Genomic DNA, 24917 nt, shown 5'->3' with positions numbered 1-24917 from the left:
TGACGCGGCCGACGTGCCGGGACGGGCCCGGCTCAATCCAGCCCGCCGCGGCGCGCCACCAGGCCGGCCATCACGACATCGCCCTGTTCGCCGGCCAGGCCGGCCGCCACGCCCTGGCGGTCGGCCGCGTTGCGGTTCTGGCTGACCTTCCACTTGCCTTCGATGCGCGTGATGGCGATTTCCACGCCGACAATGGCGCGCATCTGTGCCGCAATGAAATCCTCGGGCGCGTCCTCGACCCGCCAGGGCTGCGCGCGCGCCTTCTCCTGCGCATCGGTCAGCGCGCCGATCTGCGCCCGCACCCAGGCCGGGTCGTCATGCACCGTGGGCGTGCCCCAGACGTGGACGGCCACGAAGTTCCAGGTCGGCACCACCTTGTGGGTCTCGGCCTTGGTGGCGTACCAGGAGGGCGTGATGTAGGCCTGCGCGCCATGGAACACCAGCAGGCATTCGGCGCCGGCGGCCAGCTCCTTCCATTGCGGGTTGGCGCGCGCCATGTGCAGCCGCAGCACGCCTTGCGGCCCCTCCGGATAGAGCAGACAGGGAATGTGGTTGGCCATCAGTCCGCCCTCCCCGCCGGTCATGAGCACCCCGAGGGGATGCGCGCGGATGAAATCGTGCTGGACCTCCAGCGAGTCTTCACGGAAAGCGGACGGCAGGTACATGGCGAATGGCGTGGATGACGGGAAAAGCACACCATAGCGCCGCCCTGGCCCCATTGCCAGAGCCAGATGACCATCGAATCATGGGGCCACGGGAGCGCCCCCCGGAACCGGCCGGACGGCCGCCCTTGCGCGCGCGGCCGGCGTTCAGGCCAGCGGCTTGACCAACAGCACCGTGGTGAAGCCGCTATCCCATTCCTCGTCGGGATAGGTGTCGACCTCGGCATAGCCGTGCTTGCCGTAGAACGCGCGGCTCTGCGTATTGAAGGTATCGGTCTCCAGCCGCGCCTCGGCATGCCCGTCGGCGCGCATGCCGGCTTCGGCCACGGCCAGCAGCGCCGCGCCCACGCCGCGGCGCTGCAGATCCGGATGCACGTGCAGCGCCCAGATGAAGTTCTGCTCCCAGTCGACCATGCCGGCCACGCGGCCTTCGACCTCGCACACGTGAAAGCGCGCGCCGCGCTCGGCGACATAGCGGGGGATCTTGCCGCTGTCCAGGAAGTACCGGTATTTTTCCGGTGTCATCTGGGGCTGCCAGGTGCCTTCGTAGGTGCGCGTCAGCACGTCTTCAAGCGCCGCCGCGTCATCGGGGCGCGCCGTCCGGATCATCAGGGGGTTCGTGGATTGCTTCATGCGCGGCAGTGTAGCAACCGCGCCGCGGCCCTATCGTCGGACGCGCTCGTAGGCCAGCTTCATGCGCTCGCGCGCCGCGGTTTCATGCGCATAGGCGCGGTCATAAGTGGCCAGGCAATCCGGCGTGGGATCGGGCCACTTGATCGCGGCGATGGCGCTGGTCAGTTCATCGCGCGCGCGCTGCCATTCCTTGACGGCGGCATACCATTCCTTGGTCGTGTCCATAGCTTCCTCCCTATGTGCACGAGCCCCATCGTAGTCCCGCCATCGCCGCTTGCAATAGAGACTTTCGCCGATGCAAACGGATGAGCCCGGATGCCATCCGGATGATGCCCGCGGGCGGAGGCGCGGCGCGGGCGCGGTAGAATTCCGCTATCCGCGCTCGGCACAGGCACCGCCACGCGGGTAGCGGCAGGCGTCGCGGCATGCGCGGCGCGCCAACCGGGTATATTGCGCCTCCGCGCCAGCCCGTGCGCCCGGCCCGCGATCCGCCTCGCGGTCCCCTCGACAACCCCTCACGAAATCCGCTCCCATCAATCAGTGAACGCGCCGCCGTCGCGGCGGTCGTATAGCAGCCGGCCGATGCCGCGCTTGCCGATTTACCTCATCACGATGCGATGAATATTGACGTCAACCCTCACTTACTCACGGCCACAGCAAATGCTACTGTTCCGCCTGTGCAAGGAGTACAAGCAATGGATCAGAAAACGAAGCCCTGGGCCTTTCCCAAACCCCATCCGGAAAACACCCCGCGGGGCGAACGAAACAAACAGGAGTTCGACACGCCGCCGGTGAGCGAAACGCCCGCGGCCAAGCCGCGCGGCAAGAAAAGCGTCACCACGGCCGCCGCCGCCAAATCATGACGCGTCATTGACGGCCCTGCGCCCATGCGCCCGCCCGCCGCCGCGCCGCTTCCCGCCGCCTTCGCGCGGCCGGTCCGTGGCCCGCAAGTCCTGAATCCGCCGCGCGCCCAGGGGCGCCGGCCGCATCAATCATGAACGCGTTCATGAATCCGGCGCTGCAGGGCGCCGGCCGCATCACCGGCGTGTTCTTCCATCCGGCCGGCGACCTCGTCGCCGTGGCCTCGGCCTTTCCCCTGCTCATCAACCCGCCCGCGCGCGCCGCCTATGGCGGCGCCGCGCTGCGCTATCGCGTCGGCTTGTACCGCCGCGGCGAACCCGCGCCGTTCGCGGCCTGCGACGCGCCGCGCCTGCCCATCAATGACGTCGCCTTCCATCCGGACCAGCCCGTCATCGCCATCGGCGCGGGCAGCTATGACGGCGGCTATATGTTCGAAGGCGAGCTGATCGCCTGGAACTGGGACAGCGGCGCCTGCCATCGCCCCTTCCTCAACGTGCCCGAAGTGGTGCGGTGCCGCTACCTGCAAGACGGCCGCATCGAGGCCTGGGTCCGCCCCTGGGACGAATCGTGGGACGAACAGGACGACGATGTCCCCGCCGCGTCCGAAACACTGCTGCGCGTCGAGACCGCCGCCGGCGTGGCCACGCCGGAACTGGACCCCGCCACCGCCACCCTCGACCACGCCACGCCGCCCGATGTCGGCGACGCCGCCAAGCGCCTGGCCGACTGGCTGGGCCTGCCCGACCTGGGGCTGCGCGGCGCCATCTGGGACCTGGCGTGGCTCGACGCCGACACGCTCGCCGCGGTCCACGACGCCTGCCTGCTCGACCGCTACCGCGCCGACGGCGCGTTGCTCGCGCGTCACGACGGCGGCGGCCGCGGCGCCGAGATCCTGCGCGCCACGCCGCTCGTCGTGCACGCCATCGCCCCGCCCGATCCCGCCGACCGCTTCCGCCGCGACTCGCGCCTGTACGCGCTGCGCGACGGCGAGCTGACGGCGCTGCGCGACGAGGATGGCCAATACACCTTCTGCGCCAGCGCCGACGGTCGCCTGCTGGGCCGCCGCGACCGCATCGATGCGCGCCGCCGCACGGCCGGCGACGTGCTGCTGGCCCCCACCCTGACCGGAGAACGACGCCTCGATCTCGGCCACTACGATTGCTTCAACCACTACATCGGCATCAACGGCGCGCCCGATCTGTTCTCGCTGCAAGGCACGCCGCCCGGCTCGCACGAAGGCAAGCACCTGTGCCGGGTCCACGCCGATGGTCGCCTCGAACGCCTGTGGCCATTGCTCAAGCCGGACGGCACGCCCGCCAGCCACGCCATGGAATGCCGTGGCGCCTACGTCAATGACGCCCTCGGCGCCAGCGTGGTGATCGCCGGCAAGCACTACTCGCCCACGGTCGGCAACGCCTATCGCGGCTTCATCTACCGCAAGTCGCTGGCGCGCGGCCAGGAACGCTGGCGTCATGCCACCCCGGCCTCGGCCAGCGCCATCATCGTGGCCGACGGCCTGGTGCTGGCGGCCTTCCTCGACGGCACCCTGATGCTGATCGACGCCGCCAGCGGCGACCTGCTGCTGGCGTCCCGGGTCCGCATCGGCGGCGTCGCGACCGTGCTCTACGCGCTCGCCGCGCACGGCGGCAGACTGGCCGTCGGCGCCATCGACGGCCGCATCGCGCTGGTCGATCTGGCCGCGCTGGCGGGCATGCGCCCGACCCGTGGGGGCATCGATCTGGCATGATGGGGCCATCGCGGGCATCGTCGCCCGCTCCCCTTGAACCGATCGCCCACGCCCATGCACTACACCCAGGACCCCGCCACTCCGCCCGCCCCCACCGTCGGCTTCGACGACTTCATGAAGGTCGACATCCGCGTCGGCACCATCATTGCCGCCGACCCGTTCCCCGAGGCGCGCAAGCCCGCCTACAAGCTGACCATCGATTTCGGCGCCGGCGTCGGCGTCAAGAAAAGCTCGGCGCAGATCACCGGCCGCTACTCGCTTGAGGAACTGCCGGGCAAGCGCATCCTGGGCATCGTCAATTTCCCGCCGCGCCAGGTCGGCCCGGTGCGCTCCGAAGTGCTGGTGCTGGGGCTGGCCGACGCCAACGACCACACCATCCTGGTGACGCCCGAGCACGACGTCCCCAACGGCGCCCGGCTGACCTGAACCCGCCGTGTCACACCGGCGCCATGCGCCGTTTGGTACACTGCAAGCCTCCTTGGGGAGTAGCCTCTTCCGGCCCCGTCCGGAAGCGCCCGCGTCAACACTCTTGGCCCACCTGGCCATGGCGCGCGCGACCGACACGGTCAGGCGAGACCACGGACTGATCCATAGCTCACGACCGGGCGATATGGACGGTCTGTGTGTTTCGCCCGGTCGGAGCCTCTCCCGCATGAACGCCCTCTCCACACTCGTCCTGGCTTTCGCCATGTCCACCGACGCCTTCGCCGCCGCGGTCGGCAAGGGCGCCGCCCTGCACAAGCCCCGCCTCTCCGAAGCCCTGCGCACCGGCGTGATATTCGGCGTGATCGAAGCCATCACGCCCGTGATCGGCTGGGCGCTCGGGTCCGTGGCCGCCCGCTACGTGCAGGAGTGGGACCATTGGATCGCCTTCGTCATGCTCTGTATCCTGGGCGGCATGATGATCCGCAACGGCTGGCGCGCGGACCATGACGAAGCCGCGCCGCCGGTCGCCCGCCATTCCTTCTGGCTGCTGGCCGTCACCGGTTTCGCCACCAGCATCGACGCCATGGCGGTCGGCGTCAGCCTGGCCTTCATCGACAACAACATCGCCGTCACCGCGCTGGCCATCGGCCTGGCCACCATGCTGATGGTGACCCTGGGCGTGATGGTGGGCCGCCTGATCGGCAACGTCGCCGGCAAGCGCGCCGAAGTGCTGGGGGGCCTGGCGCTGATCGGCATCGGCGCCACCATCCTGTACGAGCACCTGAAGGCGGCGTGACCGCGCGCGCCGGCTCGCGCATCGCCCGGCCCGGCGCAGTTCGTGCCTCTCCGTCAATGTCGGACGCATTGACCGCTTTGACGCCTCGCGTTCGGGCTATCCTCACAGGCCTGTCGCGGCGGATACGCATAAATTTTCCCTGGCCGGCAGATACACGGCGCCGCGGCTCCGCCCGCGCGGCGCATCCGGAACGCCGCGCGCATGGAGGGAAAAAAATGGCGGTCAAGCATTACCGCGACTGCAACGTCCTCGACGCCGCCCGGGCCCGCATCCGCCTGGTGTTCCAGCACTTCGAACGCGTCTGCGTGGCGTTCTCCGGCGGCAAGGACAGTTCCGTCACCCTGCACCTGGCGCTCGACGTGGCGCGCGAAATGGGACGCGGCCCGGTGCACGCGGTCTTCATCGATCTCGAAGGCCAGTACCAGGCCACCATCGCCCATGTCACCGAGATGTTCCAGCGGCCCGACGTCCATCCGTGGTGGATCTGCCTGCCCATCAACCTGCGCAATGCCTCCAGCCTGCGCGAACCCTACTGGTGCGCCTGGGAACCGGGCCGCGAGGCCGACTGGATCCGCCCGCTGCCACGGCATCCCGCCGTGATCAGCGATCCCGGCTATTTCCCGTTCTACCGCCATCGCATGGAATTCGAGGAGTTCGTGCCCGAATTCAACCAATGGCTGTCGCGCGACGCGTCCACCGCGTTCCTGGTGGGCATCCGCTCCGACGAATCGCTCAACCGTTACCTGGCGGTCAAGCGCCGCAGCAAGAAATGCGCCTGGACCCCGCCCGGCGCGCACAAGGCCCTGGCCTGGAGCACCCGCGACAAGCAGAGCGACAGGGCCGTCACATTCTTTCCGATCTACGACTGGAAGTTCGAAGATCTCTGGCGCTACACAGGCGAGCACCGCCATCCTTACAACCGGCTCTACGACCAGATGCTGCGCGCTGGCGTGGCGTACTCGCAGATGCGCATCTGCCAACCCTATGGCGATGACCAGCGCAAGGGGCTGGACCTGTTCCACAAGCTCGAGCCGGCCACCTGGTTCCGCGCCGTCAAGCGCGTCGAAGGCGCCAACTATGCCGCACGCTACTGCCGCCAGCGCTTTCTCGGCTATCGCGGCGGCCTCGGCCTGCCGCCCACCTTCAGTTCCTGGCGCCAGTACAGCCAGTTTCTGCTCGACAGCATGCCCGACACGCTGCGCCAGGTATACGCGCGCCGCATCGACGTCTTCATCGCCTGGTGGGAACAACACGGCCAACCGCTGGCCCAGTGGCCCGATGCCGGCATTCCCGATCTCGAAAACCGCAAGGCGCAGCCATCCTGGCGGCGCATCGGCCTGTCGCTGCTCAAGCAGGACATGGCCCGTTCACTGTCGTTCGGGCCCGCGCGGCGCGACATCGACATCGTGCTTGCCCCGGCCCAGCGGACATCCCCATGACCGCCCTGAACCAATACGACTTCCTGCGTCTGAACTCCTACGACGACGAGGCCGCATTCTTTGCCCAGATGGGGCGCTTTTTCGCCAGCGCCACGGTGCGCCGCGACTGCGGCGGCTACCCCTTGAACGACAGCGCGCGCCACCGCTGGTTCGTGGTGCGCCGGCGCGGCCAGCAGCGCCTGCTCGGCTTCGTCGGTATCGAATTGCAGACCGGCGCGGTCCGCATCCGCGACGGCTACATCCGCCCCGAAGCGCGCCAGCACGGCCTGTTCCGAGAGTTGCGGCGCCAGGTGCTCGAATTCATCGACGAACGCAACCAGCCCTGCACATTGCGCGTGCCGCACAACTGCGCGGCGCTGCTGCTGCCGTACGGCTTCCAGATCCAAACCACCCGGGGCAACTGGGTCACCATGAAAAGGAACACGCATGCCACACGTAGCGGATCTGGAGAACCGGGCCAAGGCCTTGTTCGAGGAACTGCGCACCCTGCCTCTGGCTTCGCGCATCGACGCCATCAACCGGATCCGGCGATGCCTGCATGAGCACAGCCCGTTCGCGGCCGAGCCAGTAGATTGCGTACAGTGGATTCCCGGCTACCAGGTCGAGGCCAACGACTACAACCCCAACAGCGTCGCGCCGCCCGAAATGCGGCTGCTGGAACTGTCGATCCTGGCCGACGGCTATACCCAGCCCATCGTCGCCCACCGTGCGGCGGCGGATCGCTACGTGGTGGTCGACGGCTTTCACCGCCAGCGCGTCGGCAAGAAGAAAGGCCCGATCCAGGCGCGCGTGCACGGCTACCTGCCGCTGGTGACGATCCGGCCCGGCCGCGACGCGGCCGCCGACCGCATCGCCGCCACCATCCGCCACAACCGCGCCCGCGGCGTGCACGGCGTGATGCCCATGACCGAGATCGTGGTGCGCCTGCTGCGAGCCGGCTGGAGCGACGCCGACGTGGCCCGCCAACTCGGCATGGACGAGGACGAAGTGCTGCGCTTCAAACAGGTGTCGGGCCTGCCCGAGCTGTTCCAGGACCATGGGTACTCGCGCTCCTGGGAATAGCGGCGGCCAGCGGCAGGCTCAGGCGCGCGCACAATCCGCCGCCCGATGCTGGCGCCAGCACCAGCAGGCCGCCATGGCGCGCCGCGATGGTGCCCACGATCGACAAGCCCAGGCCAGCGCCCTCGACCTGGCGCTGGCCGCGCCAGAACGGCTCGGCCGCCTGCGCGCATTGCGCCGGCGTCAGCCCGGGACCATGGTCGCGCACCGCCACCACCAGCTGGTCGGTGACGATCGCCACGTCCACCTCGACCGGCATCTCCTGTGGCGAATACTTCAGCGCATTGTCCACCAGGTTGCGCACCGCGCAATCCAGCAGGGTGTCCGGCAGGGCCGCCAGCGGCCCCGCATCGGGCAAACGCCAGCGCACCCGCGCGGGTTTGCGGCCGGCCACCCGCTCCAGCACCGCCACCGCGTCGCAGGCGCACAATTGGCCAGCGTCATCGCCATCGGCGCGGGCCAGCATCAGCAATTGTTCGATCAGCCGCTCCAGGCGCTCGGTGCCCGCCAATGCATACGTGATCGCCTGACGGCTGGCGCCGTCCTGCGCCGCCGGCAGGCGCTGCAACACCTGCAGATGGGTTTTGATCGCGGTGACTGGCGACCGCATCTCGTGCGCCGCGTGATCCGAGAAATGCCGTTCGCGCCGCAGCATCTCCTGCATGTGCCGCGACAGGTGCGCCAAGGTGCGCGCGCCACCGAACCAGGGCAGCATGCGGCCGGCCAGCAGCCCGGCCGCAACGCCCGCCACCCAGACCACGGCCAGCAGCGCCAGGCGCCCGTGCACGCTCATGGCCGCGGCATTCCGAGCCGGTAACCCCAGCCGCGCACGGTTTCGATGAGATCGGCGCCGAGCTTGCGGCGCAGCTTGTGAATGTGCACGTTGACGGCGTTGCTCTCGACCCGGTCGTCGAAGCCGTACAGGCTGTCGCGCAACTGATCCATGGTGAGAATCTGCCCGGGATGCTGCAACAGCGTCGTGAGCAAGGCCAGTTCGCGCCGCTGCAATGTGACGCGGGCGCCGTCCAGCAGCACTTCGCCACGGGACGGGAACAGCGTCAGGCGCCCGTGGTCGATGCGGTCGGCGCTGTACCCGGCGGCGCGCCGTATCACCGCCTGCAGGCGCGCGCCCAGCTCGTCCAGGTCAAATGGCTTGGGCAGGTAGTCGTCGGCGCCGGCGCGCAACGCGTCGACGCGGTGGAACACCCCCGACCGTGCGCTCAGCACCAGAACCGGCAGGCTCTGGCGCCGCGCGCGCCACTTCGCCAGCAACGTCATGCCGTCGCCGTCGGGCAGGCACAGATCCAGCACACAGGCGCTGACATGGGACGTCCGCACCGCCAGGTCGGCCTGGCGCAGGGTGCCGACCGCGTCGACCACGAACCCCTGCAGCCCCAGACCGGCCTGGATCGCCAAGGCAATCGAGGCATCATCCTCGACCAACAAAATGCGCATCGCAGACTCCCTGTTCCCGCACGTTATACTTATTCGAAGTAATAAGTTAATTTCTAAAAGTAATTAACAAAGATGACCGCAACCCTGCTCGGACTGTGCATTGGCGTCTCCTTGGGCCTGACAGGCGCGGGAGGCGGCATCCTGGCCGTGCCCGCGCTGATGTTCGGGCTGGGCCTGACGCTGCCCCAGGCGGCGCCGGTAGCGCTGATCGCCGTGGGTATCGCCTCGGCGGTCGGCGCTGTGCAGGGCTTGCTGCGCGGTCTGGTTCGCTACAAGGCCGCCATGCTGATGGCGGCGATGGGCGCACTGACCGCCCCTCTGGGATTGTCGCTGGCGCGCCACCTGCCGGCGCACAGGCTTAGTCTGATTTTTGCCGGCGTCATGCTGCTGGTGGCGGTACGCATGGCGCAGCAGTCGCGCCGCCGCGCGCCGATCGCTGGAGCGCCCGACGCCCCGCCAAAGGCCTGCCGCCTGTCGCCCGAGACCGGCCGCTTCGTCTGGACCCGCCTCACCGCCGCCACACTGGGCGGCATCGGCGCCGTCTCCGGCATCTGCACCGGCATGCTGGGCGTGGGCGGCGGCTTCATCATCGTGCCGGCGCTGACGCACTTCAGCGATGCACGCATGATCAGCATCGTCTCGACGTCGCTCATGGTCATCGCGCTGGTTTCCGCCGCCACGGTCGGTTCGGCGCTGCTGCATGGCCTGACGCTGACGGCGGCGCAATGGGTCTTCGTGGCCGCAGCGGTCGCCGGCATGGCGATCGGCCGCGCGCTGGCGCCGCGCCTGCCGCAGGCGGTGTTGCAACGGACGTTCGCGGCCGTGTGCGTGGCGGTGGCCGTCGTGCTTGCCTGGCGCGCGTGAACCGCCCCGGGTTCAGGGCGCCAGCCGTCGAGGCGGTGCGCGCCCTTCGCATCTGATTCGCGTTAACGAACAGATAATCGCCGTCATGCAGGATGCCTGGCATGACGAAAAACTCCCATATCTATCCGCATGCCCGGCGGGTTCTGATTGACCTGCCTCCGCCCGCGCCAGCGGGCGTGGTTGCATCGCCGGCGCAGATGCCGGCCTTTTCGCCAACATCCGGCTCCCTGGCTTTCGTTACGCCGCGCGCCCCTGTCAGGTTCGCGGGTCGCGCGGCGGCCACGCCCGTTTCCCATTGCTGACGCCCATGCCTCGCAGTGCCCCGCGACCGCCCTAGATCGCGCGATGGCTGCGTGCCCGCAGCGGCGACCGGCCCCGGATTTCTCCGCCCGGCTCCTTCGATTTCTTCAACCGCACGACCAGTGCAGACCATCCCCAACGGGTATCACATAAGGACGATCCATGTTTAAGAAGACACTCCTCGCCACCGCGACCAGCGCCGCCCTGCTCGGCCCGCTGGCGGCATTCGCCGCCGGTGACACGGGCCAAGGTTCCATCACCTTCACCGGTTCGGTTCTCGAAGCGCCTTGCTCCATCGCGGCCACCGACGCCAACATGGCCGTCGAGCTGGGGCAAGTCTCCAATAAGGTTCTGAGCGGCACGGGCAAGCACGGCACCTCGGTGCCGATCGAGATCCACTTGATCGGTTGCAACTTCGGCACGCCGACAGCGGGCGCGACCAATCCCGCCGGCTCGAAGATCGAAATCGTTTTCCCCGGGCAGACAGGGACCACCGGCATGATCCCCAATACCATGGGTAGCGCCCAGAACGTCGCCATCCAACTGTTGGCGGCCAACGGCACCTCGCCCGTCAACTTCGATGTGGCTGGCGCCGGCACGCAAATGTCCAAAGGCGACAATCTGCTGAGCTTCTTCGCCCGCATCGCCAACGACGGCGCCGCGCAAGCCGTGGCGGGCACGGTCAAGTCCAAGGTGACCTACATGCTGGACTACAAGTGAACGGTTGATCTCCACCGTTCCGCGCGCCCGCCCCCCGCCGCCGTCCTGGCGGCGGGAGGGGGGCGGGCGCGCGAGCAATACCCCACCGAGGCGGCCGCTCAGCGCCGCCGCATTGACGCCGAGGCAGTCCGGCACCCCTTCTGGCCGGCGACTCGGCAATAGATATCATGACCCTGGCCCGTTTGGCATCCCTCGTGGCGATCAGTACCTTTGCATGCGCGGCACAAGCGACGGAATTCAGCACCGGCTTTGTCAATACCAAAGACAAGAACAACATCGATCTTTCGATCTTCAGCCGCGATGGCTACATCGCGCCCGGCACCTACCTGCTCGACATCTACCAGGATCAGCGGCTGGTCCAGGGCCAGACCCTAGTCAGGTCGGTGCCCGTGATCGGCGATGGCACCGTCTTCTGTGTCACCCCCGAAATGGTCGACATGCTCAACCTGAAGGATGACATCCGCGCGCGCCTGGCCCATGTCGACGCGGCCGAGGGCGGCCCCTGCGTCGACCTGAACACCCCCGACAGCCGGGTCGTCTACAACGCCGAACGCCAGAGTCTGACCTTGACGGTGCCGCAGGCTTGGCTGCAATACCAGGACCCGGACTGGGTGCCGCCCGCGCGCTGGAGCAATGGCGTGAACGGCGTGATCCTGGACTACAACCTGCTGGCCAATCGCTACATGCCTCAGCAGGGTGCGCGCACGACGAGCTACACCCTGTATGGCACCGCTGGCCTGAACCTGGGCGCGTGGCGGCTGCGCAGCGACTACCAATACAACCGTTACGACGGCGGCGGCCAGTCGCAGGCGCGCTTCAGCCTGCCGCAAACCTACCTGTTTCGCGCCTTACCGCAGTGGCGTTCGAAACTGACGCTGGGCCAGACTTACCTGTCGTCCGCCATTTTCGACCCTTTCCGCTTCGCGGGCGTGACGCTGGCCAGCGATGAACGCATGCTGCCCCCATCGCTGCAGGGATACGCGCCGCAGATCGCCGGCATCGCCAACAGCAACGCCCAGGTGACGGTCAGCCAGAACGGCCGCCTGCTCTACCAGACCCGGGTGTCACCCGGCCCCTTCGTGCTGGAGGCGCTGAGCCAGAACATCAGCGGCAGCCTGGACGTGACAGTGCAGGAAAGCGACGGCAGCAAGCGTAGCTGGCAGGTCAACACCGCCAGCGTGCCGTTCATGACGCGCAAGGACAACCTGCGTTACCAACTGTCTTGGGGGCGTCCGCTGTTCGGCGGCGACAGCGGCAACCACCTGGCCAAGCCCCAATTCGTGATGGGCGAAGCCGCCTGGGGCGCGTTCAACAACACCTCGCTGTATGGCGGACTGATCATCACCAATGACAACTACCGGGCGCTGGCGCTGGGCGCCGGGCAGAACCTGGGCAGATGGGGCGCGCTGTCGGCCGACGTCACGCGCTCGGATGCGCGCCTGCCGTATTCCTCGGCGCCGCGGCGCACGGGCTACAGCTACAGGGTCAACTACGCCAAGAACTTCGACGAACTGGGCAGCACGCTGGCCTTCATGGGCTACCGCTTCTCGGGGCGGCACTTCCTGCCCATGCGCGAATTCATCGTTCGCTCGGCGTTGCACGGCGGCGATTTCCGCGATGAAAAGCAAAGCTATACGGTTTCCTACAGCCAGTACATCCAGCCGCTGCAGCTGAGCGTTTCCGTGTCGCTGAGCCGGCTCAATTACTGGAACGACACCAAGGCCAACAACCACTACATGCTGTCGTTCAACAAGAATGCGAGTTTCGGGCCGCTGCGCAACGTCGGCCTGTCGCTATCGCTGGCGCGCACCCAGAGCTTCTACGGCCCGGCCCAGAACCAGATCTTCGCCAGCCTCAGCATCCCGCTGGGCGACACGCGTCAACTGAGCTATGGCTACCAGAATAGCGGCGGTGGCAGCATGCAACAGAACGTCGGCTACACCGACTTCAGCACCCCAGGCACCACCTGGAACCTGAGCGCCAGCGACGACCACGGCAACGACACGCGCCGCCAGAGCATGAGCGGCAACATCCAGAGCCGCACGGCCTACGGCCGCGCCGCGGGCGATTTCACCTGGCAGCCGGGCCAGTACCGCAGCGTGGGCCTGAACTGGTACGGCTCGCTGACGGCGACCCCCGAGGGTGCGGCCTTCGGCCCCCCCGCGGCCGGCAACGAGCCGCGCATGATGATCGACACCGACGGCATCGCCGGCGTGCAGATCGAGAACGGCGATGCCATCACCAACCGCTTCGGCATCGCCGTCGTCAATGGTGTGTCGAGCTACCGGGAGAGCTATCTGGCGGTGGACGTCAACGCGCTGCCCGAGGGGGTCGACGTGGCCGACGCGATGATCAACCAGGTGCTGACCGAAGGCGCCATAGGCTACACCCGCGTCAGCGCCATTCATGGCGAGCAGATGCTGGGGCGCGTCGAGCTGCCCGGCGGCAGCCATCCGCCCCTGGGGGCGCTCGTGCTGTCCACCCGCACCGGCAAGACCGCCGGGATGGTGGCCGACGGCGGACTGGTGTACCTCAACGTGGCCCCCGACGACCGCCAGGCGCTGACCGTCACATGGGGCGGCACCACCGAATGCCACCTGACGCTGCCGACCGCGGCGGCGCTCGACCAGGGGCCGCAACCCCTGCCCTGCCAATGAGACGCCCCTCGGGGCGCCCGACTTTTTGAGAAGAGCACACGTGAAACGCAAACATCTTATGAGCCTGCTACTGGGCGCCGCCCTGGCCTGGGGGCCGAGCGCCCAGGCCGCCATCAACGTGGACCGTACCCGCATCATCATGGGCGGCAACCAGAAGTCGGTATCGGTCATCCTGAGCAACGAGAGCCATGACACGCCCTATCTGGCGCAGGCCTGGGTCGAGGACGCCGACGGCAACACGATCAGCGACCTGGTGGCGCTGCCGCCCTTGCAGCGCATCGACGGCGGCAAGAAGGCCCAGGTGCGCATCGCGCGCGCCAACGACGGCCTGGCCGCGAGTCTGCCGCAAGACCGCGAGACCCTGTTCTATTTCAACGTGCGCGAGATTCCGCCGGAGCCGCCCAAGACCGACGCCAACATCCTGCAGCTGACCATGCAAAGCCGGCTGAAGCTCTTCCTGCGCCCGGCCAAGCTGGTCGAGCGGGGCGAGGCGGAGCCGGAAAAGAGCCTGCAGATACACGCCGGCGGCCAGCAGCTGACACTGAAGAATCCCTCCCCCTACTACACCACGGTGATCTGGATAGGCCAGGACCGCAAGCAGCCCCTGCCCGGCTTTGGAACGCCCATCATGCTGGCGCCATTCGCCGAGCAGACGCTGAAGTTGCAACTGCCCGCGGACGCCAGCCAGATGATGCTGGGCAATGTGGATGACTATGGCGGCCTGCGCATGAGCCGATATCGCTGCGCGGCGGGCAAATGCGTGTTCGAGGAGCGGGTGAATGAATAAGGCATGCGGTGGACCCGCGCGACCGTTATCGCCGGTTCGCGCGAAAGCGGACCATCAAAAACCTTCCGAAGCAGAATTTCGCCATGGAATCGGGCAAAGCATGCGCGCCGTCCCACCCTGAGACAAGGCTTCCCTTTTGTTCACGGCTCCTCGCCTTTTTACAGAGGCCAGCTTTCCACCCACGTACGGGAACAAGAGCCGGCCGCCGTCATGGCGGCCTGCAGCGCGAGGAAAACAGCGCGCCAGTGGCGACGCGCTCGGGATGACAGGCGGGCCAGGCCAGGACCTAATCGACGCATGGATTTCCTCGCGCGAGCCACGGCATGAGCGTCAGGCCAACCCGCCCCCCATCATCCGTCCGCCCTGTTGGCCGCGATGGCCAAGCGTTGCTCCATCCTTGCCAGCGCCGACAGCGCCGCCACGATTTCGCGGGGCAGCGCCGAACCGGGCAGGCACATGTCGGCGTCCGCCAACAACAATTTGCTGCGCTCGGCCGAACCGGGCCGGTCGGTCACGATGGCAATGACGCCCGACAATTGCGGACAATGCGGTACCGCGAAAAACCGCTGCAGCCACAACGAACGCCCCTCCACCAGCAAATAGTGCCGGCCCGGCGCGCCGCTGCGCGCATACAGGCTGGCCTGGGTATCGGCATACAGGCTGAGGGAGGCGATCGACTCGCGCAGGTTGTCCGCGAGCCGCGCCGCGCGATCGATGTATTGCGCATGTATGTGCAGATGATGCAGAAAGGCGAAATGGGGCACGGCACGGAATGGATGAACAGGGCGTTGCATTCTAGAAAGCGCCGGCAGGCCAATGAATCAGACAGTTCCTAAAAACGGGCAAGCACCCGAACGCCGCACGTGCCGATCGAGATTCGGAAACGTCTGATACCCAACCCACGGCTGGACTTCTCTAATGGCGGATTGCCTGCCGCCGACGCCGGCCGCCCCGGCGCCGCGCCCGGCCGCGCGCGTGGCGGAAAACTGCGAGCCTTGGAGAATCAACCATGCTGTCCTATCGCGTCTTGATCGTCGATGACCAGCTATTGCAGCGCGAGTACCTGAGAAGCCTGTTTCTCCAGGCCGGCGTCGCGCACGTCGAAACCGCCGAGAACGGCTGTCATGCCCTGCGCCTGCTGGAACAGCAGCGCTACGATCTGGTGTTGAGCGATCTGCTCATGCCCGAGCTGGATGGCGTGCAACTGATCCAGCGCCTGTCCGCCTACGAGGCGCCCCCCCTGCTGGCGGTGATCAGTTCGTCCCCCAAGCGCCTGATCGCGGGCGCCAGCCTGGTGGCCAAGACGCTGGGCATGCGCGTTATCGACCAACTGTCCAAGCCGGCGCAGCCGCAGGCCATCATCGCGCTGGTCGCCAAGCTGAAGGCCGCGTCGCGCCTGAAGGCCGAATCGTTGGTATCGGGGCAATCGTTCGACCGTGCCGCGCTGCAACATGCGTTGCGCTCCGGCGAGGTCCGGGCCTGGTTCCAGCCCAAGATGCGCATCGCCGACGGTTCGGTCACCGCCGCCGAGGCGCTGGTGCGATGGGTCCGGCCCGATGGCAGTGTGTTGCTGCCAGGCCAATTCCTGCCCGCGCTGATACTGGACGAGCTGGAAGACGACCTGCTATTGTCGATGCTCGCGCAGACTATCGCGGCGCAGCACGCCTGGCAGCAGCACGACTTCCGGGTGGAGGTGTCCGTGAACCTGCCTACGCACCTGCTGCAGGACGCGGCCCTGCCGGATCGCCTCTACGACCACGTCATGCGCCTGGGCGGCAACCCGCAGGACATCTGCTTTGAACTGACCGAGGGTACGACCACGGATGCGATAAGCGATTATTATGCCGGCGCGTGCCGCCTGCGCATGAAGGGGTTCGGCCTGGCCCAGGACGATTCGGGCCAGGGCTACAGCTCGGTGTTCAACCTGGTGTCCACCCCCTTCACCGAACTAAAGATCGACCGCTCGTTGATCAGCCGCTGCGTGGCCGACGATGGCGCGCAGGCCGCGGTCGAGAGCATCGTGTCGCTGGGGCGGCGGCTCTCGCTCAATGTGGTGGCCGAAGGCGTCGAGACCTGGGAACAACTCGCGCTGCTCAAGAAAATGCAGTGCGATACCGCGCAGGGATTCCTGATCTCGCGCGCTTTGACGCCGGAATTGCTGCTGGCGTTCCTGAAGCGGAATCCGGCGCTTGCGCCGTGACACGCAAGATGCCCCGACACAGCCGCATTGCCTCCATCGGCGACCTGGCCCGCGTATCGCTGCGAGTGCAGGCGCTGTTCATCGTGACGCTGAGCCTGGCCATCGTCATGGTGATTCTGTGCTACTGGGTAGTAACCAGCCTGGTCAGCCTGGCCAGCAATGACGCCCGAGCCCATTTCCGCCAGTTGGCGCTGAACCTGCATGGCCAGGAATCGTTCCTGGCGCGCGCCACGCACAACGAGGCCACGCGGCTCGGCCTGGCGGTGCCCTCCGGCAGCCCGGCTTCGTTCGAACTGATCGACAGCGACGACATCACCAATACCTACGAAGGCCAGCGCGAGAGCCTGGCGATGCCGTACATCATCAAGGTCGGCCGCGCCCAGACGCCGGCGGGCGGCGACCACAGTCGCCGACTGCAGACCGCCGCCGCCGCGCTCTCGTCGCTGTTCGGCACCTATCGCAACGCCTGGCAGCAGCCTGGCATGCAAGCGTTCCTGCTGGACCTGAACAGCGTGACCAGCATTTCAGTGCCCTGCTCCGAAGATTCCATGACCGACGACGTGCACCGCTGGTGGCGCTGTCCGCTGTCGGCGAACCGCATCCGTGAACTGCTCTACACGCAGACGCCGCGCCCCAGCCCGGACGGCGCGCAATGGCTGGAGGTGAATCTGCCGGGCGCCGGCGAGGGCCGTATCGGCTATGTCGTCTATGCGCCGATCGAACTGCCGGACGCTCTGTGGATACCGGAAACGCCAAAGCGCCAACTGGTGCTCGCGACATTCACCGAAATGCGCGATGTGCTGGCCCAGGACTCCGACTACGGCCGGGTCTACTTTCAGCATCTCGCCATCGCGCCGGGCTTGACTCCCCCGCACGCGCCGTCCCAGGAGCATGGCGCCCTGGAGACCGTCCAGAGCGACGTGCGTTTCGCCCTGGATGGCGTCTACATCCAGACCTGGTGCGAGGACGGCTGGCACGGCACCTACCTGGTGCCCTACCAGCAGTTTTTCCAGGCAGCCGGATGGCAATTGACCTCTTTCGGCCTGTTGATCCTGCTGTGCGTGGGCGGCAGCCCGGCGCTGTACCGGCGCCATCGCAACCTGATCGTGCGGCCGGCCCAGGCCAGCCACCAGCGGGTCGTGGAAAGCGAATCCTTCAACCGCGCGGTGATCGACGCCGCGCGCGTGGCGGTGTGCGCCCTGCGCTTGTCCGATCACCAGATCGTCGCCAAGAATCAGCTGGCCGACGCCTGGCTGGGCGACGCCGACACCATCCGGCGGCTGACGCTGGCCGCCCACGACGCGGCCGGCGCGGGCAACGCCGAGGACGTCCAGATCAATGGCCGCCATCTCAGCGTCAGCGCGTCGCGGGTGACGTATCAGGGCGACGAGGTGATCCTGGCCACCTTCAGCGACATCAGCGACCACAAGCGGGTTCAGGAAGCGCTGGCACAGGCCAAGCGCGCCGCCGATGACGCCAACGCCGGCAAGACCGTATTCCTGGCCACCATGAGTCATGAGATCCGCACGCCGCTGTATGGCACGCTGGGCACGGTCGAGCTGCTGGGCCTGACACAGCTGACCAATCTGCAGCGCGCCTACCTGCGCACCATCCAGAGTTCATCGGCCGGCCTGCTCAATGTGATCAACGACATTCTGGACGTGTCCAAGATCGAGTCGCGCCAGATGACGCTCAAAGACAATCGGCTGGATCCGGCGGCGCTGACCGAAGAGACCCTGCAGGCCTACGCCGCCACCGCGGATGCCAAGGGCCTGCAGTTCTTCGCGACCATCGCCACCAACGTGCCGGTATCGGCCCATGGCGATGCCCTGCGCATCCGCCAGGTGCTGAACAATCTCATCAGCAACGCCATCAAGTTCACCGAAGCCGGCTGGGTCCGCGTCGACCTGACGGTGGCGGACCAGGGCGAAGGCCAGGCCATGATGGAATGGCGCATCGCCGATACGGGGCTGGGCATTGCGGCGGACCAGCAGCCCATGCTGTTCCAACCCTTCTACCAGGCCTACGGCACGGGGCACGCCGCGCCCGGCACCGGATTGGGGCTGTATATCTGCCACAGCCTGTGCGAACTGATGCAAGGCAGCATCACACTGGACAGCAGCCCGGGGCGCGGCAGCACCTTCATCTTCCGCCTGCCCTTGCGCATCGACGCTGATGCGACGCGCCTGGCCGGCGTCGAGATAGCCCCCGCCCCGCCCGTGTGGGTGCGCGCGCCAATGGCCGACCTGGCGCAGGACACCTGCGCCTGGCTGGCCCTGGCCGGCGCCAGCGCCCGGGCCATCCAGGGCGGCGCCCTGCCCGCCAAGCGCGATGGCATCCTGGTGGAACTGCTGCCGGAGCGGCTGCCGCCGATCGAATGGAATGGCGCGCGCGTGTCCTGCATCCCGGACGGTCCGGACAAGCCGCAATGGAGTCTGTCGGAAATCCACGTAACCAGCCATATGCGCCACAGCATCGTCGAAGCGGTCGCCATGGCGCAACACGGCCGGTCGCTTGCTTCCGACGACGCCGATGCCGATGCCGACGACGCCGACGGCACTGACACCCGGGCCGCGGCGGAATACCGGCCTGACGCCGGCCTGCGCCGCCTTGGCCTGCGGGTGCTGGTGGCCGAGGACAACCCCGTCAACCGTACCCTGCTGGTGCGGCAGCTGGAGGAATTGGGCTGCGAAGTCACGCTGTGCGTTGACGGCGTCGAAACCCTGGCGCGCTGGAACGCCGACGAATTCGATGTGCTGATCACGGACATGAACATGCCGCTGATGAACGGTTACGAGCTGGTGCGCGCCCTGCGCGCGCGCAGCACCAATGCGCCGATCATCGGCCTGACCGCCAATGCGCTGCAGGCGCAGCGGGAGGCGGGCCTGGCGGCCGGCCTGAATGCCTGGATCGTCAAGCCGGTGGACCTGCGCACATTGCACGATGCGCTCAGCACCGCCTGCGCGCGCATCATCAGCGCCAAGTTCACCGTGCCCCCCCAGGCCAGCCTGGAACGCGAAAAGTCCAAGGAGTTCTACGAAACGCAGTTGCGGGCGGCCTTCAATACCACCATGCGCGAGGACATGGCGTCGATGCGGGAGGCGCTGGCCGCCCGCAACCCGGCCGCCGCCGTATCCACGCTGCACCGCATGCGCGGCTCGCTGGTGGTGGTCAATGCGGACGAGACGGCGCGCTTCTGTGGCGTGCTGGAACAGAAGATCGCCGCGGAAGGCCTGACGCCAGTACTGGAAAACGCCGTCCGGAGCACACTGGCGCAGCTGACCGAAAAGTTCAAGGAGCTATGATCCTCCCGAGCCGGACCAGACCGGCGGCCAGATGGCCGCGCGCCTCAAACAAGGAGCGATAAACAATGACACGAATCCTGCTGGCCGATGATCACCAGGTGGTGATCCTGGGCGTGCGCAATGTCCTGGAACGCGCGCCCCATTATCAGATCGTGGGCGAAGCGACCAACGCCGCCGAGCTGATCCGCAAGACCCGCGAGCTTGCGCCGGACGTCATCGTGACGGACTACAACATGCCTTCCGACGACGGCTATGGCGACGGCCTGGCGTTGGTGCAGTACCTGCGCCGCAACTTTCCGGCGGTGCGCATCCTGATTCATACGATGATCACCTCGCCAGTGATCGTCGCCAGCCTGTACGAAGAAGGCGTCAGCGGCGTGGTGTTCAAAAGCCGGGACCTGGCGGAGATTCTTACCGCGCTGGGCGCGCTGGAGCGCCACCAGGTGTATCGCAGCGGGCCGCAACCCGTGTCCGGCAATGGGCTGCGCGGCGAGGCCCAGGACGCGGCGGCGCGCATTGCGCGCCTGTCGCCCAAGGAGCTGGAGGTGCTGCGGCATTTCCTGGCAGGCACATCGGTGGGCGAGATCGCGCGCATCATGAATCGCAGCGTCAAGACGACCAGCACGCACAAGATCGCGGCCATGCGCAAACTTGAAGTGGAGACCGACCACGAACTGGTCATGTTCGGCGTCAATCACGACCTCTTCAAATGACGCGGCAGTGCTGTCGTCGGGCGCTGACGGTCATTCGCACCGGATGCGCCCGCATCATCACGATGGAGCTTTAGTATGTCTTGTGATTTGCCCCGCCGCGCGTTCCTCGGCCTTGCCCTGGCGGCAACGGCCGCCTCCCTGCCGCTGGCCACGGCCCGCGCCAGCACGCCAGTCCGGCTGACCGTCATGGCCTACGGCGTGGACGCGTTCGACGATAAGTACCAGCGGACCGTCATTCGCCCGTTCCAAGCGCAATATCCCAACATCCAGGTGAGCTACTACGCGGTGCGCGATTCGCGCAACGCCCTGTCGGTTCTGCGGTCGCAGCGCCTTTCGCCGCAGATCGACGTGGTGATCCTGGACCCGCCGAACGCGCGCCTGGCGCAGCGCGAGAAGTTGATCGAACCGATGGATCCAAAGCTGGTGCCCAATGCCGCCGACCTCGGCGCGTTGGGCCGGGAGCTGGGCTTCTGGGCGCTGCCTGCCATGTACGACTCGATGACGCTGGTGTATGCCAAGTCGGCCTTTACCCAACCGCCCAAGAGCTGGCGGGAACTGTGGGATCCGAAGTATGCCGGCAAGGTCGCCATCGCCACCAGCCCGGCCGTCAACGGCAGCATGATCGCCATGACGATGCTGGCCAACCGCCTGGCTGGCGCGCCAGATGGCGGCGGCAACTTCGATGCCGGCTTCGCCTATCTCGAAAAACTCCGCCCCAACGTGGGGACGTGGAACCCCCGGCCCAACCAGTACTGGCTGGTGGGGCAGAACCAGATGCTGCTGGCCGTTGGGTGGAACTCGCGCAGCCAGAGCCAGCTGGATTCACAGCCGGGCTATGCATCCACCGTGCCCGCGGAAGGCACGATCGCGGTGCCGATCCTGATCGCGCGTGTCGCCGACCGCCCCAATGCCCAGGCCGCCCAGGCCTTCATCAATTATTCGCTGGGGCCACAGGCGCAACAGGCTTTCTCGGAAGCGATGTATTACGCGCCGTCTAACCGCAAGGCCAGGATCGGCGAGGCGGCCCGCGCGCGCATTCCTCTGTTGTCCACGGGCACGGCGGCCAAGCTGATTCCGGTGGACTGGGCCGGATTCACGCCGCAGCATTTTGCCGCGATGCGCGAGGCGTGGCTGACGCGCATCATGCAGGCGCCGCGCCCGGGAAATTAGCCCCTCGCGACGCGGTTTCAAGGGATTACCAGAACTGTCTGATAGTGCACTGCGGTATCGGGTTGCTACCTTAGATTCCGTGACGAACGCGCCTGGATATGACGGCCAGCGCAGGCGGACACGACCTTCGACCCGTACCCCATTTTGGCTTTCAGACAGATATGAAACACCACACCAGCAAGCTTTTCGCCGCCCTCGTGGCCTGCGCCGCCAGCACCGGCGCCCTGGCCCAGACCGCGCCCGCCGCCGCGCCCAGCTTCAAGATCAGCGTCACCGGCACGATTGCCCCGGGCAGTTGCACGCCGAGTTCCGGCGACCTGACCTTCGACATGAAAAGCATCAACCCGAAGTCGTTGAACAACGACAAGGTCTCGATGCTCAGCGGCATCACCAACAAGGTCAAGATCACCTGCACCGCCGACACCGCGATCGCGCTGAACGTGACCGGCTACACCAAGGCCTCCAAGGCATACGGCGCCAACATGGAGAACCACCCGGCCGGCACGTCGACCTACGAAGACTCGCTGTATGACCTGGTCAACCCGGCCGACGGCAACAGCCGCGTCGGTGTCTACGCCATGCAGTTCCGCAACTTCGTGTACACCGGCGGCGGCACCGGCGCCGTCGCCAGCAAGGCCGAAATCATCAAGAGCGACGACAAGAACTCGTGGAGCAACAACACTTCCAATCTGAACGGCTGGAACACGGCGCAGCTCAAGAAAGACGGCAGCAATTACGTGTCCTTCGCCGACCCCAAGGCCAATACCACGCCGGTGCTGGCCAGCACCTTCGAAGGCGAGCTGATGCTGGCCCCGCTCATCCTGGCCAAGAAGGACCTGAAGCTGACCGGCGACCTCAAGTTCGAAGGCGGCGCGACCATCACGCTGAACTACCTCTGATCCACGCGTCAGGCGTGACGCACGCTTCGATATACCGAGAGCCACAATGAAACACTCCCACACCCGCAAGATCCTGTTCGCGGTGCTGGCTTGCGCCGGCGGCGCGGCGGCATCGGCGCAGAACGCCCCGACCGCGGCCTCCGCGCCGTCGACACTGAACGTCGCCGTCGGCGGCGTCATCTCTCCGGGAAGCTGCACCCCGACGTCCGGCGCGATCGCCTTCGATATGAAGAAGATCAATCCGGCTTCGCTCAAGGACAAGGCGGAGACGCCGTTGGCGCCTATCGTCCAACCGTTGTCGATCAAGTGCGATGGCGGCGACGCCGCGGTCGCCTTGTCCGTCGCCGGCACGGTCAAAGCGCCCACGCCGTCCGACGCCGCCCTCGAGCACAAGGCCACCGGCATCCAGGCGGAAGCCAAGAAGGGCTACATCTATGACCTGGTCGATGCGGCCACCTCGACCACCCGCATCGGCCGTTACGTGTTCCAGTTCCGCAACTTCCAATACACCACCGCGGCGGCTAATGGGAAGCAAGCCAAGGCGCTGGTGGTGACCAGCAGCGACCGGGCCGCATGGGCCAATGCCGCGGACACCGCCGCCAACGCCGCGCAACTGAAGTCGGATGGCACGACGTACGTGACATTCGCGGACCCCGCCACGCCCACCGTTCCGGTGTCGGCTTCGCTGTTCAACGGCGACATCGTGATCGGCGCCGTCATCCAGCCCAAGTCCGAACTGACGATCAACACCGATCTGACGTTCCGCGGCGAGACCACCATCACGCTCAGCTACCTGTGATCCACGCGCCTGCCGGTACGCCCGGCGCCCCGGCAGGCTGATGGCCAAAACACGATGAAACTCCGATATCTCCTGGCCTGCGCCGCCGCGGCCACGCCCCTGGCCGCCCTGGCGCAGAGCACTGCGCTGAACGTTGCCGTGCAGGGTTCGATCAAGCCCAGCGCGTGTACCTTCCAGATTGCCGAGCAAGGCACCTTCAACTATGGCAAGGTAAAGCTGAAGGACCTGAACAAGGACACCTACACGCAATTGCCGATCATCGACCGGGAACTACGCATCTCGTGCGAATCGCGGACCAAGGTGGCGCTGACCATCAGCGACAGCAATCCCGGCCTGGTGGCGTTCAAGGAGGACATGGTGTTCTTCGGCGGGCGGGGCAAGAGCTGGTCGCCGAGCCGCCAGTACGGGCTGCGCAATGACTCGGGGCGCAGCATCGGCTCCTGGGCGCTGCAACTGGTGCCCGGCTTCAAGGTGGACCAGCAGGACACGCAGTCGATCTACAGCGGCGACGGCGGCAAGTCCTGGGACCCCTCCGTCGGCAATTTCTTCCACGACGACGGCAGCCTTGAAACCTGGAGCATGCCCGGTCCGCGCGAGCCGGCCTTCGGCCGTGAATTCGTGGGCACCGTGCGCATCCAGGTGGCCCTGGATCGTAGCGCCCAGCTGGGCGCGGCGACCGAGGTGCCCTTCACTGGCGGCGCGGTCATAACGCTCGTCTATCTCTAGCGGCCGCGGCCGCCTCGCGCCGGGAGTTCCGGCTGATCATGAAGCCTTACCTGCATTCCCTTAGCGCCCTGCTGGGCGCCCTGCTCAGCGCGGCGAGCCTTGCCGCGCCACCCGCGCCGCAGGCCAATAGCTGCCGCATCCAATTGGGCGGCGGGGCAACGGTGGACTACGGCAAGATCAAGCGCAGCCTGTTGCGCGCCGCCGAAGCCGCGCCATTGCCCGCGCAGCAACGCAGCGTCACGGTGAGTTGTGAGCAGCCGGCGGCACTCGCGCTGCGTCAATCCGCTGTCGACGGCTCGGTCAGCAGCGCGGCGGGCGGCAGGCTCGGCCTGGCGGGCGAGACCGGCCACGGCATCGGCCTGGCATCCGGCAAGCCCCTGGGCGCGTTCGCGCTGCGCTGGCGGCGCGACGCCGCCACCATCGACGGCGCGCCGGCGCGCCTGATCGTCTCGTCCGATGGCGGCGCGACGTGGCGCGAGCTGGAGTCCGACACGGTCATCAGCGCCGCCGACCTGATCGCCTGGGCGAGCGGCGCGCAACGCCGCCCGGCCAGCGGCCGCACCCTGACGGCAGGCGTGCGGATCGAAACGGCCATCGCGCCGACATCCACGTTGTACCTGGGCCGCGAGGTCCAGCTCGACGGCTCGATAAGCCTGTCGGCCGTTTTCCCGTAGGCCCTCTTCCGATGGCCCTTTCCCG

The 24917-nt window shown here is 67.2% G+C and carries 25 protein-coding genes and 1 riboswitch; of the genes, 19 read left to right on the top strand and 6 right to left on the bottom strand.

Annotation, left to right across the window (positions count from 1 at the left end; all coding sequences use genetic code 11):
- Nucleotides 1-32: 32 nt before the first annotated feature.
- From HV742_RS18680 to HV742_RS18670, 3 genes are all read right to left on the bottom strand, one after another.
- Nucleotides 33-665 carry an FMN-binding negative transcriptional regulator gene (locus HV742_RS18680; protein ID WP_059271986.1) on the bottom strand — a complete coding sequence of 211 codons (633 nt, stop codon included), beginning with the start codon at nt 663-665 and terminating at the stop codon, nt 33-35.
- 144 nt (nt 666-809) lie between these two features.
- Nucleotides 810-1295: a GNAT family N-acetyltransferase gene (locus HV742_RS18675; RefSeq protein WP_049072871.1), complete on the bottom strand. Its 486-nt coding sequence runs from the start codon at nt 1293-1295 to the stop codon at nt 810-812.
- Nucleotides 1296-1325: 30 nt separating this feature from the next.
- Entirely contained in the window at nt 1326-1520 is a 195-nt protein-coding gene (locus HV742_RS18670) for a hypothetical protein (RefSeq protein WP_049072870.1), read from the bottom strand.
- Nucleotides 1521-1990: 470 nt separating this feature from the next.
- Between HV742_RS18670 and HV742_RS18665 the strand changes: the two genes are divergently transcribed.
- From HV742_RS18665 to HV742_RS18635, 7 genes are all read left to right on the top strand, one after another.
- Entirely contained in the window at nt 1991-2158 is a 168-nt protein-coding gene (locus HV742_RS18665) for a hypothetical protein (RefSeq protein ID WP_175146110.1), read from the top strand.
- Nucleotides 2159-2289: 131 nt separating this feature from the next.
- Nucleotides 2290-3903, top strand: coding sequence for a PQQ-binding-like beta-propeller repeat protein (locus HV742_RS18660; protein WP_175146109.1), 1614 nt, complete (start codon nt 2290-2292; stop codon nt 3901-3903).
- A 54-nt stretch (nt 3904-3957) separates the two neighbouring features.
- On the top strand, nt 3958-4329 hold the full coding sequence (locus tag HV742_RS18655) for a tRNA-binding protein (RefSeq protein WP_054417731.1): 372 nt from the start codon (nt 3958-3960) through the stop codon (nt 4327-4329).
- 42 nt (nt 4330-4371) lie between these two features.
- Nucleotides 4372-4551: riboswitch (yybP-ykoY riboswitch) on the top strand.
- Nucleotides 4552-4555: 4 nt separating this feature from the next.
- A complete protein-coding gene (gene mntP, locus HV742_RS18650) occupies nt 4556-5125 on the top strand; it encodes a manganese efflux pump MntP (RefSeq protein WP_054417730.1) in 570 nt (189 codons plus the stop codon).
- Between the two features lie 215 nt (nt 5126-5340).
- Entirely contained in the window at nt 5341-6564 is a 1224-nt protein-coding gene (locus tag HV742_RS18645; RefSeq protein ID WP_175146108.1) for a phosphoadenosine phosphosulfate reductase, read from the top strand.
- Nucleotides 6561-7106 (top strand): N-acetyltransferase, encoded by a 546-nt coding sequence (locus HV742_RS18640; RefSeq protein ID WP_175146107.1) that lies wholly within the window; start codon nt 6561-6563, stop codon nt 7104-7106. The genes HV742_RS18645 and HV742_RS18640 overlap by 4 nt, the downstream gene beginning before the upstream one ends.
- Nucleotides 6991-7626 carry an IbrB-like domain-containing protein gene (locus tag HV742_RS18635; RefSeq protein ID WP_175146106.1) on the top strand — a complete coding sequence of 212 codons (636 nt, stop codon included), beginning with the start codon at nt 6991-6993 and terminating at the stop codon, nt 7624-7626. Before HV742_RS18640 ends, HV742_RS18635 begins: the two co-directional genes overlap by 116 nt.
- Here HV742_RS18635 and HV742_RS18630 read toward each other — a convergent pair.
- Nucleotides 7562-8416, bottom strand: a complete 855-nt coding sequence (locus HV742_RS18630; RefSeq protein WP_175146105.1) for a sensor histidine kinase — start codon at nt 8414-8416, stop codon at nt 7562-7564. The genes HV742_RS18635 and HV742_RS18630 overlap by 65 nt on opposite strands.
- Nucleotides 8413-9078, bottom strand: a complete 666-nt coding sequence (locus HV742_RS18625; RefSeq protein ID WP_175146104.1) for a response regulator — start codon at nt 9076-9078, stop codon at nt 8413-8415. Before HV742_RS18625 ends, HV742_RS18630 begins: the two co-directional genes overlap by 4 nt.
- 72 nt (nt 9079-9150) lie before the next feature.
- On the opposite strand from HV742_RS18625, the gene HV742_RS18620 reads away from it, so the two are divergent.
- The 4 genes from HV742_RS18620 (at nt 9151) to HV742_RS18605 (ending at nt 14406) form a co-directional block, all read left to right on the top strand.
- Complete coding sequence (locus tag HV742_RS18620; protein WP_175146103.1) at nt 9151-9942, top strand: sulfite exporter TauE/SafE family protein; 792 nt, start codon at nt 9151-9153, stop codon at nt 9940-9942.
- A gap of 462 nt (nt 9943-10404) precedes the next feature.
- Nucleotides 10405-10962 carry a fimbrial protein gene (locus HV742_RS18615; protein WP_175146102.1) on the top strand — a complete coding sequence of 186 codons (558 nt, stop codon included), beginning with the start codon at nt 10405-10407 and terminating at the stop codon, nt 10960-10962.
- Between the two features lie 167 nt (nt 10963-11129).
- Complete coding sequence (locus HV742_RS18610; protein ID WP_175146101.1) at nt 11130-13619, top strand: fimbria/pilus outer membrane usher protein; 2490 nt, start codon at nt 11130-11132, stop codon at nt 13617-13619.
- 58 nt (nt 13620-13677) lie between these two features.
- On the top strand, nt 13678-14406 hold the full coding sequence (locus HV742_RS18605; protein WP_175146100.1) for a fimbria/pilus periplasmic chaperone: 729 nt from the start codon (nt 13678-13680) through the stop codon (nt 14404-14406).
- 350 nt (nt 14407-14756) lie between these two features.
- Here the strand turns inward: HV742_RS18605 and HV742_RS18600 are convergent, their stop codons facing one another.
- Entirely contained in the window at nt 14757-15200 is a 444-nt protein-coding gene (locus HV742_RS18600) for a hypothetical protein (RefSeq protein ID WP_156515875.1), read from the bottom strand.
- Nucleotides 15201-15415: 215 nt separating this feature from the next.
- On the opposite strand from HV742_RS18600, the gene HV742_RS18595 reads away from it, so the two are divergent.
- From HV742_RS18595 to HV742_RS18560, 8 genes are all read left to right on the top strand, one after another.
- Nucleotides 15416-16606 carry an EAL domain-containing response regulator gene (locus HV742_RS18595; protein WP_049072857.1) on the top strand — a complete coding sequence of 397 codons (1191 nt, stop codon included), beginning with the start codon at nt 15416-15418 and terminating at the stop codon, nt 16604-16606.
- A gap of 8 nt (nt 16607-16614) precedes the next feature.
- Nucleotides 16615-19911 carry an ATP-binding protein gene (locus HV742_RS18590; protein WP_175146099.1) on the top strand — a complete coding sequence of 1099 codons (3297 nt, stop codon included), beginning with the start codon at nt 16615-16617 and terminating at the stop codon, nt 19909-19911.
- 65 nt (nt 19912-19976) lie between these two features.
- Complete coding sequence (locus HV742_RS18585; protein WP_175146098.1) at nt 19977-20624, top strand: response regulator; 648 nt, start codon at nt 19977-19979, stop codon at nt 20622-20624.
- Between the two features lie 75 nt (nt 20625-20699).
- Nucleotides 20700-21794 carry an extracellular solute-binding protein gene (locus HV742_RS18580; RefSeq protein WP_169536106.1) on the top strand — a complete coding sequence of 365 codons (1095 nt, stop codon included), beginning with the start codon at nt 20700-20702 and terminating at the stop codon, nt 21792-21794.
- Between the two features lie 161 nt (nt 21795-21955).
- Nucleotides 21956-22693, top strand: a complete 738-nt coding sequence (locus tag HV742_RS18575; RefSeq protein ID WP_175146097.1) for a DUF1120 domain-containing protein — start codon at nt 21956-21958, stop codon at nt 22691-22693.
- A gap of 46 nt (nt 22694-22739) precedes the next feature.
- The gene (locus HV742_RS18570; protein WP_175146096.1) at nt 22740-23492 is read left to right on the top strand and encodes a hypothetical protein; all 753 of its coding nucleotides are present in this window, start codon (nt 22740-22742) and stop codon (nt 23490-23492) included.
- Between the two features lie 54 nt (nt 23493-23546).
- Nucleotides 23547-24218 carry a DUF1120 domain-containing protein gene (locus HV742_RS18565; protein ID WP_175146095.1) on the top strand — a complete coding sequence of 224 codons (672 nt, stop codon included), beginning with the start codon at nt 23547-23549 and terminating at the stop codon, nt 24216-24218.
- Nucleotides 24219-24256: 38 nt separating this feature from the next.
- The gene (locus HV742_RS18560; RefSeq protein WP_175146094.1) at nt 24257-24892 is read left to right on the top strand and encodes a DUF1120 domain-containing protein; all 636 of its coding nucleotides are present in this window, start codon (nt 24257-24259) and stop codon (nt 24890-24892) included.
- Nucleotides 24893-24917: the final 25 nt, after the last annotated feature.

Origin of the sequence: Achromobacter ruhlandii (assembly GCF_902859695.1) — a bacterium.
GTDB lineage: Bacteria > Pseudomonadota > Gammaproteobacteria > Burkholderiales > Burkholderiaceae_B > Achromobacter > Achromobacter ruhlandii.
The sequence above is the reverse complement of the archived record's forward strand: the minus strand, read 5'-3'. Positions and strand labels throughout refer to the sequence as shown.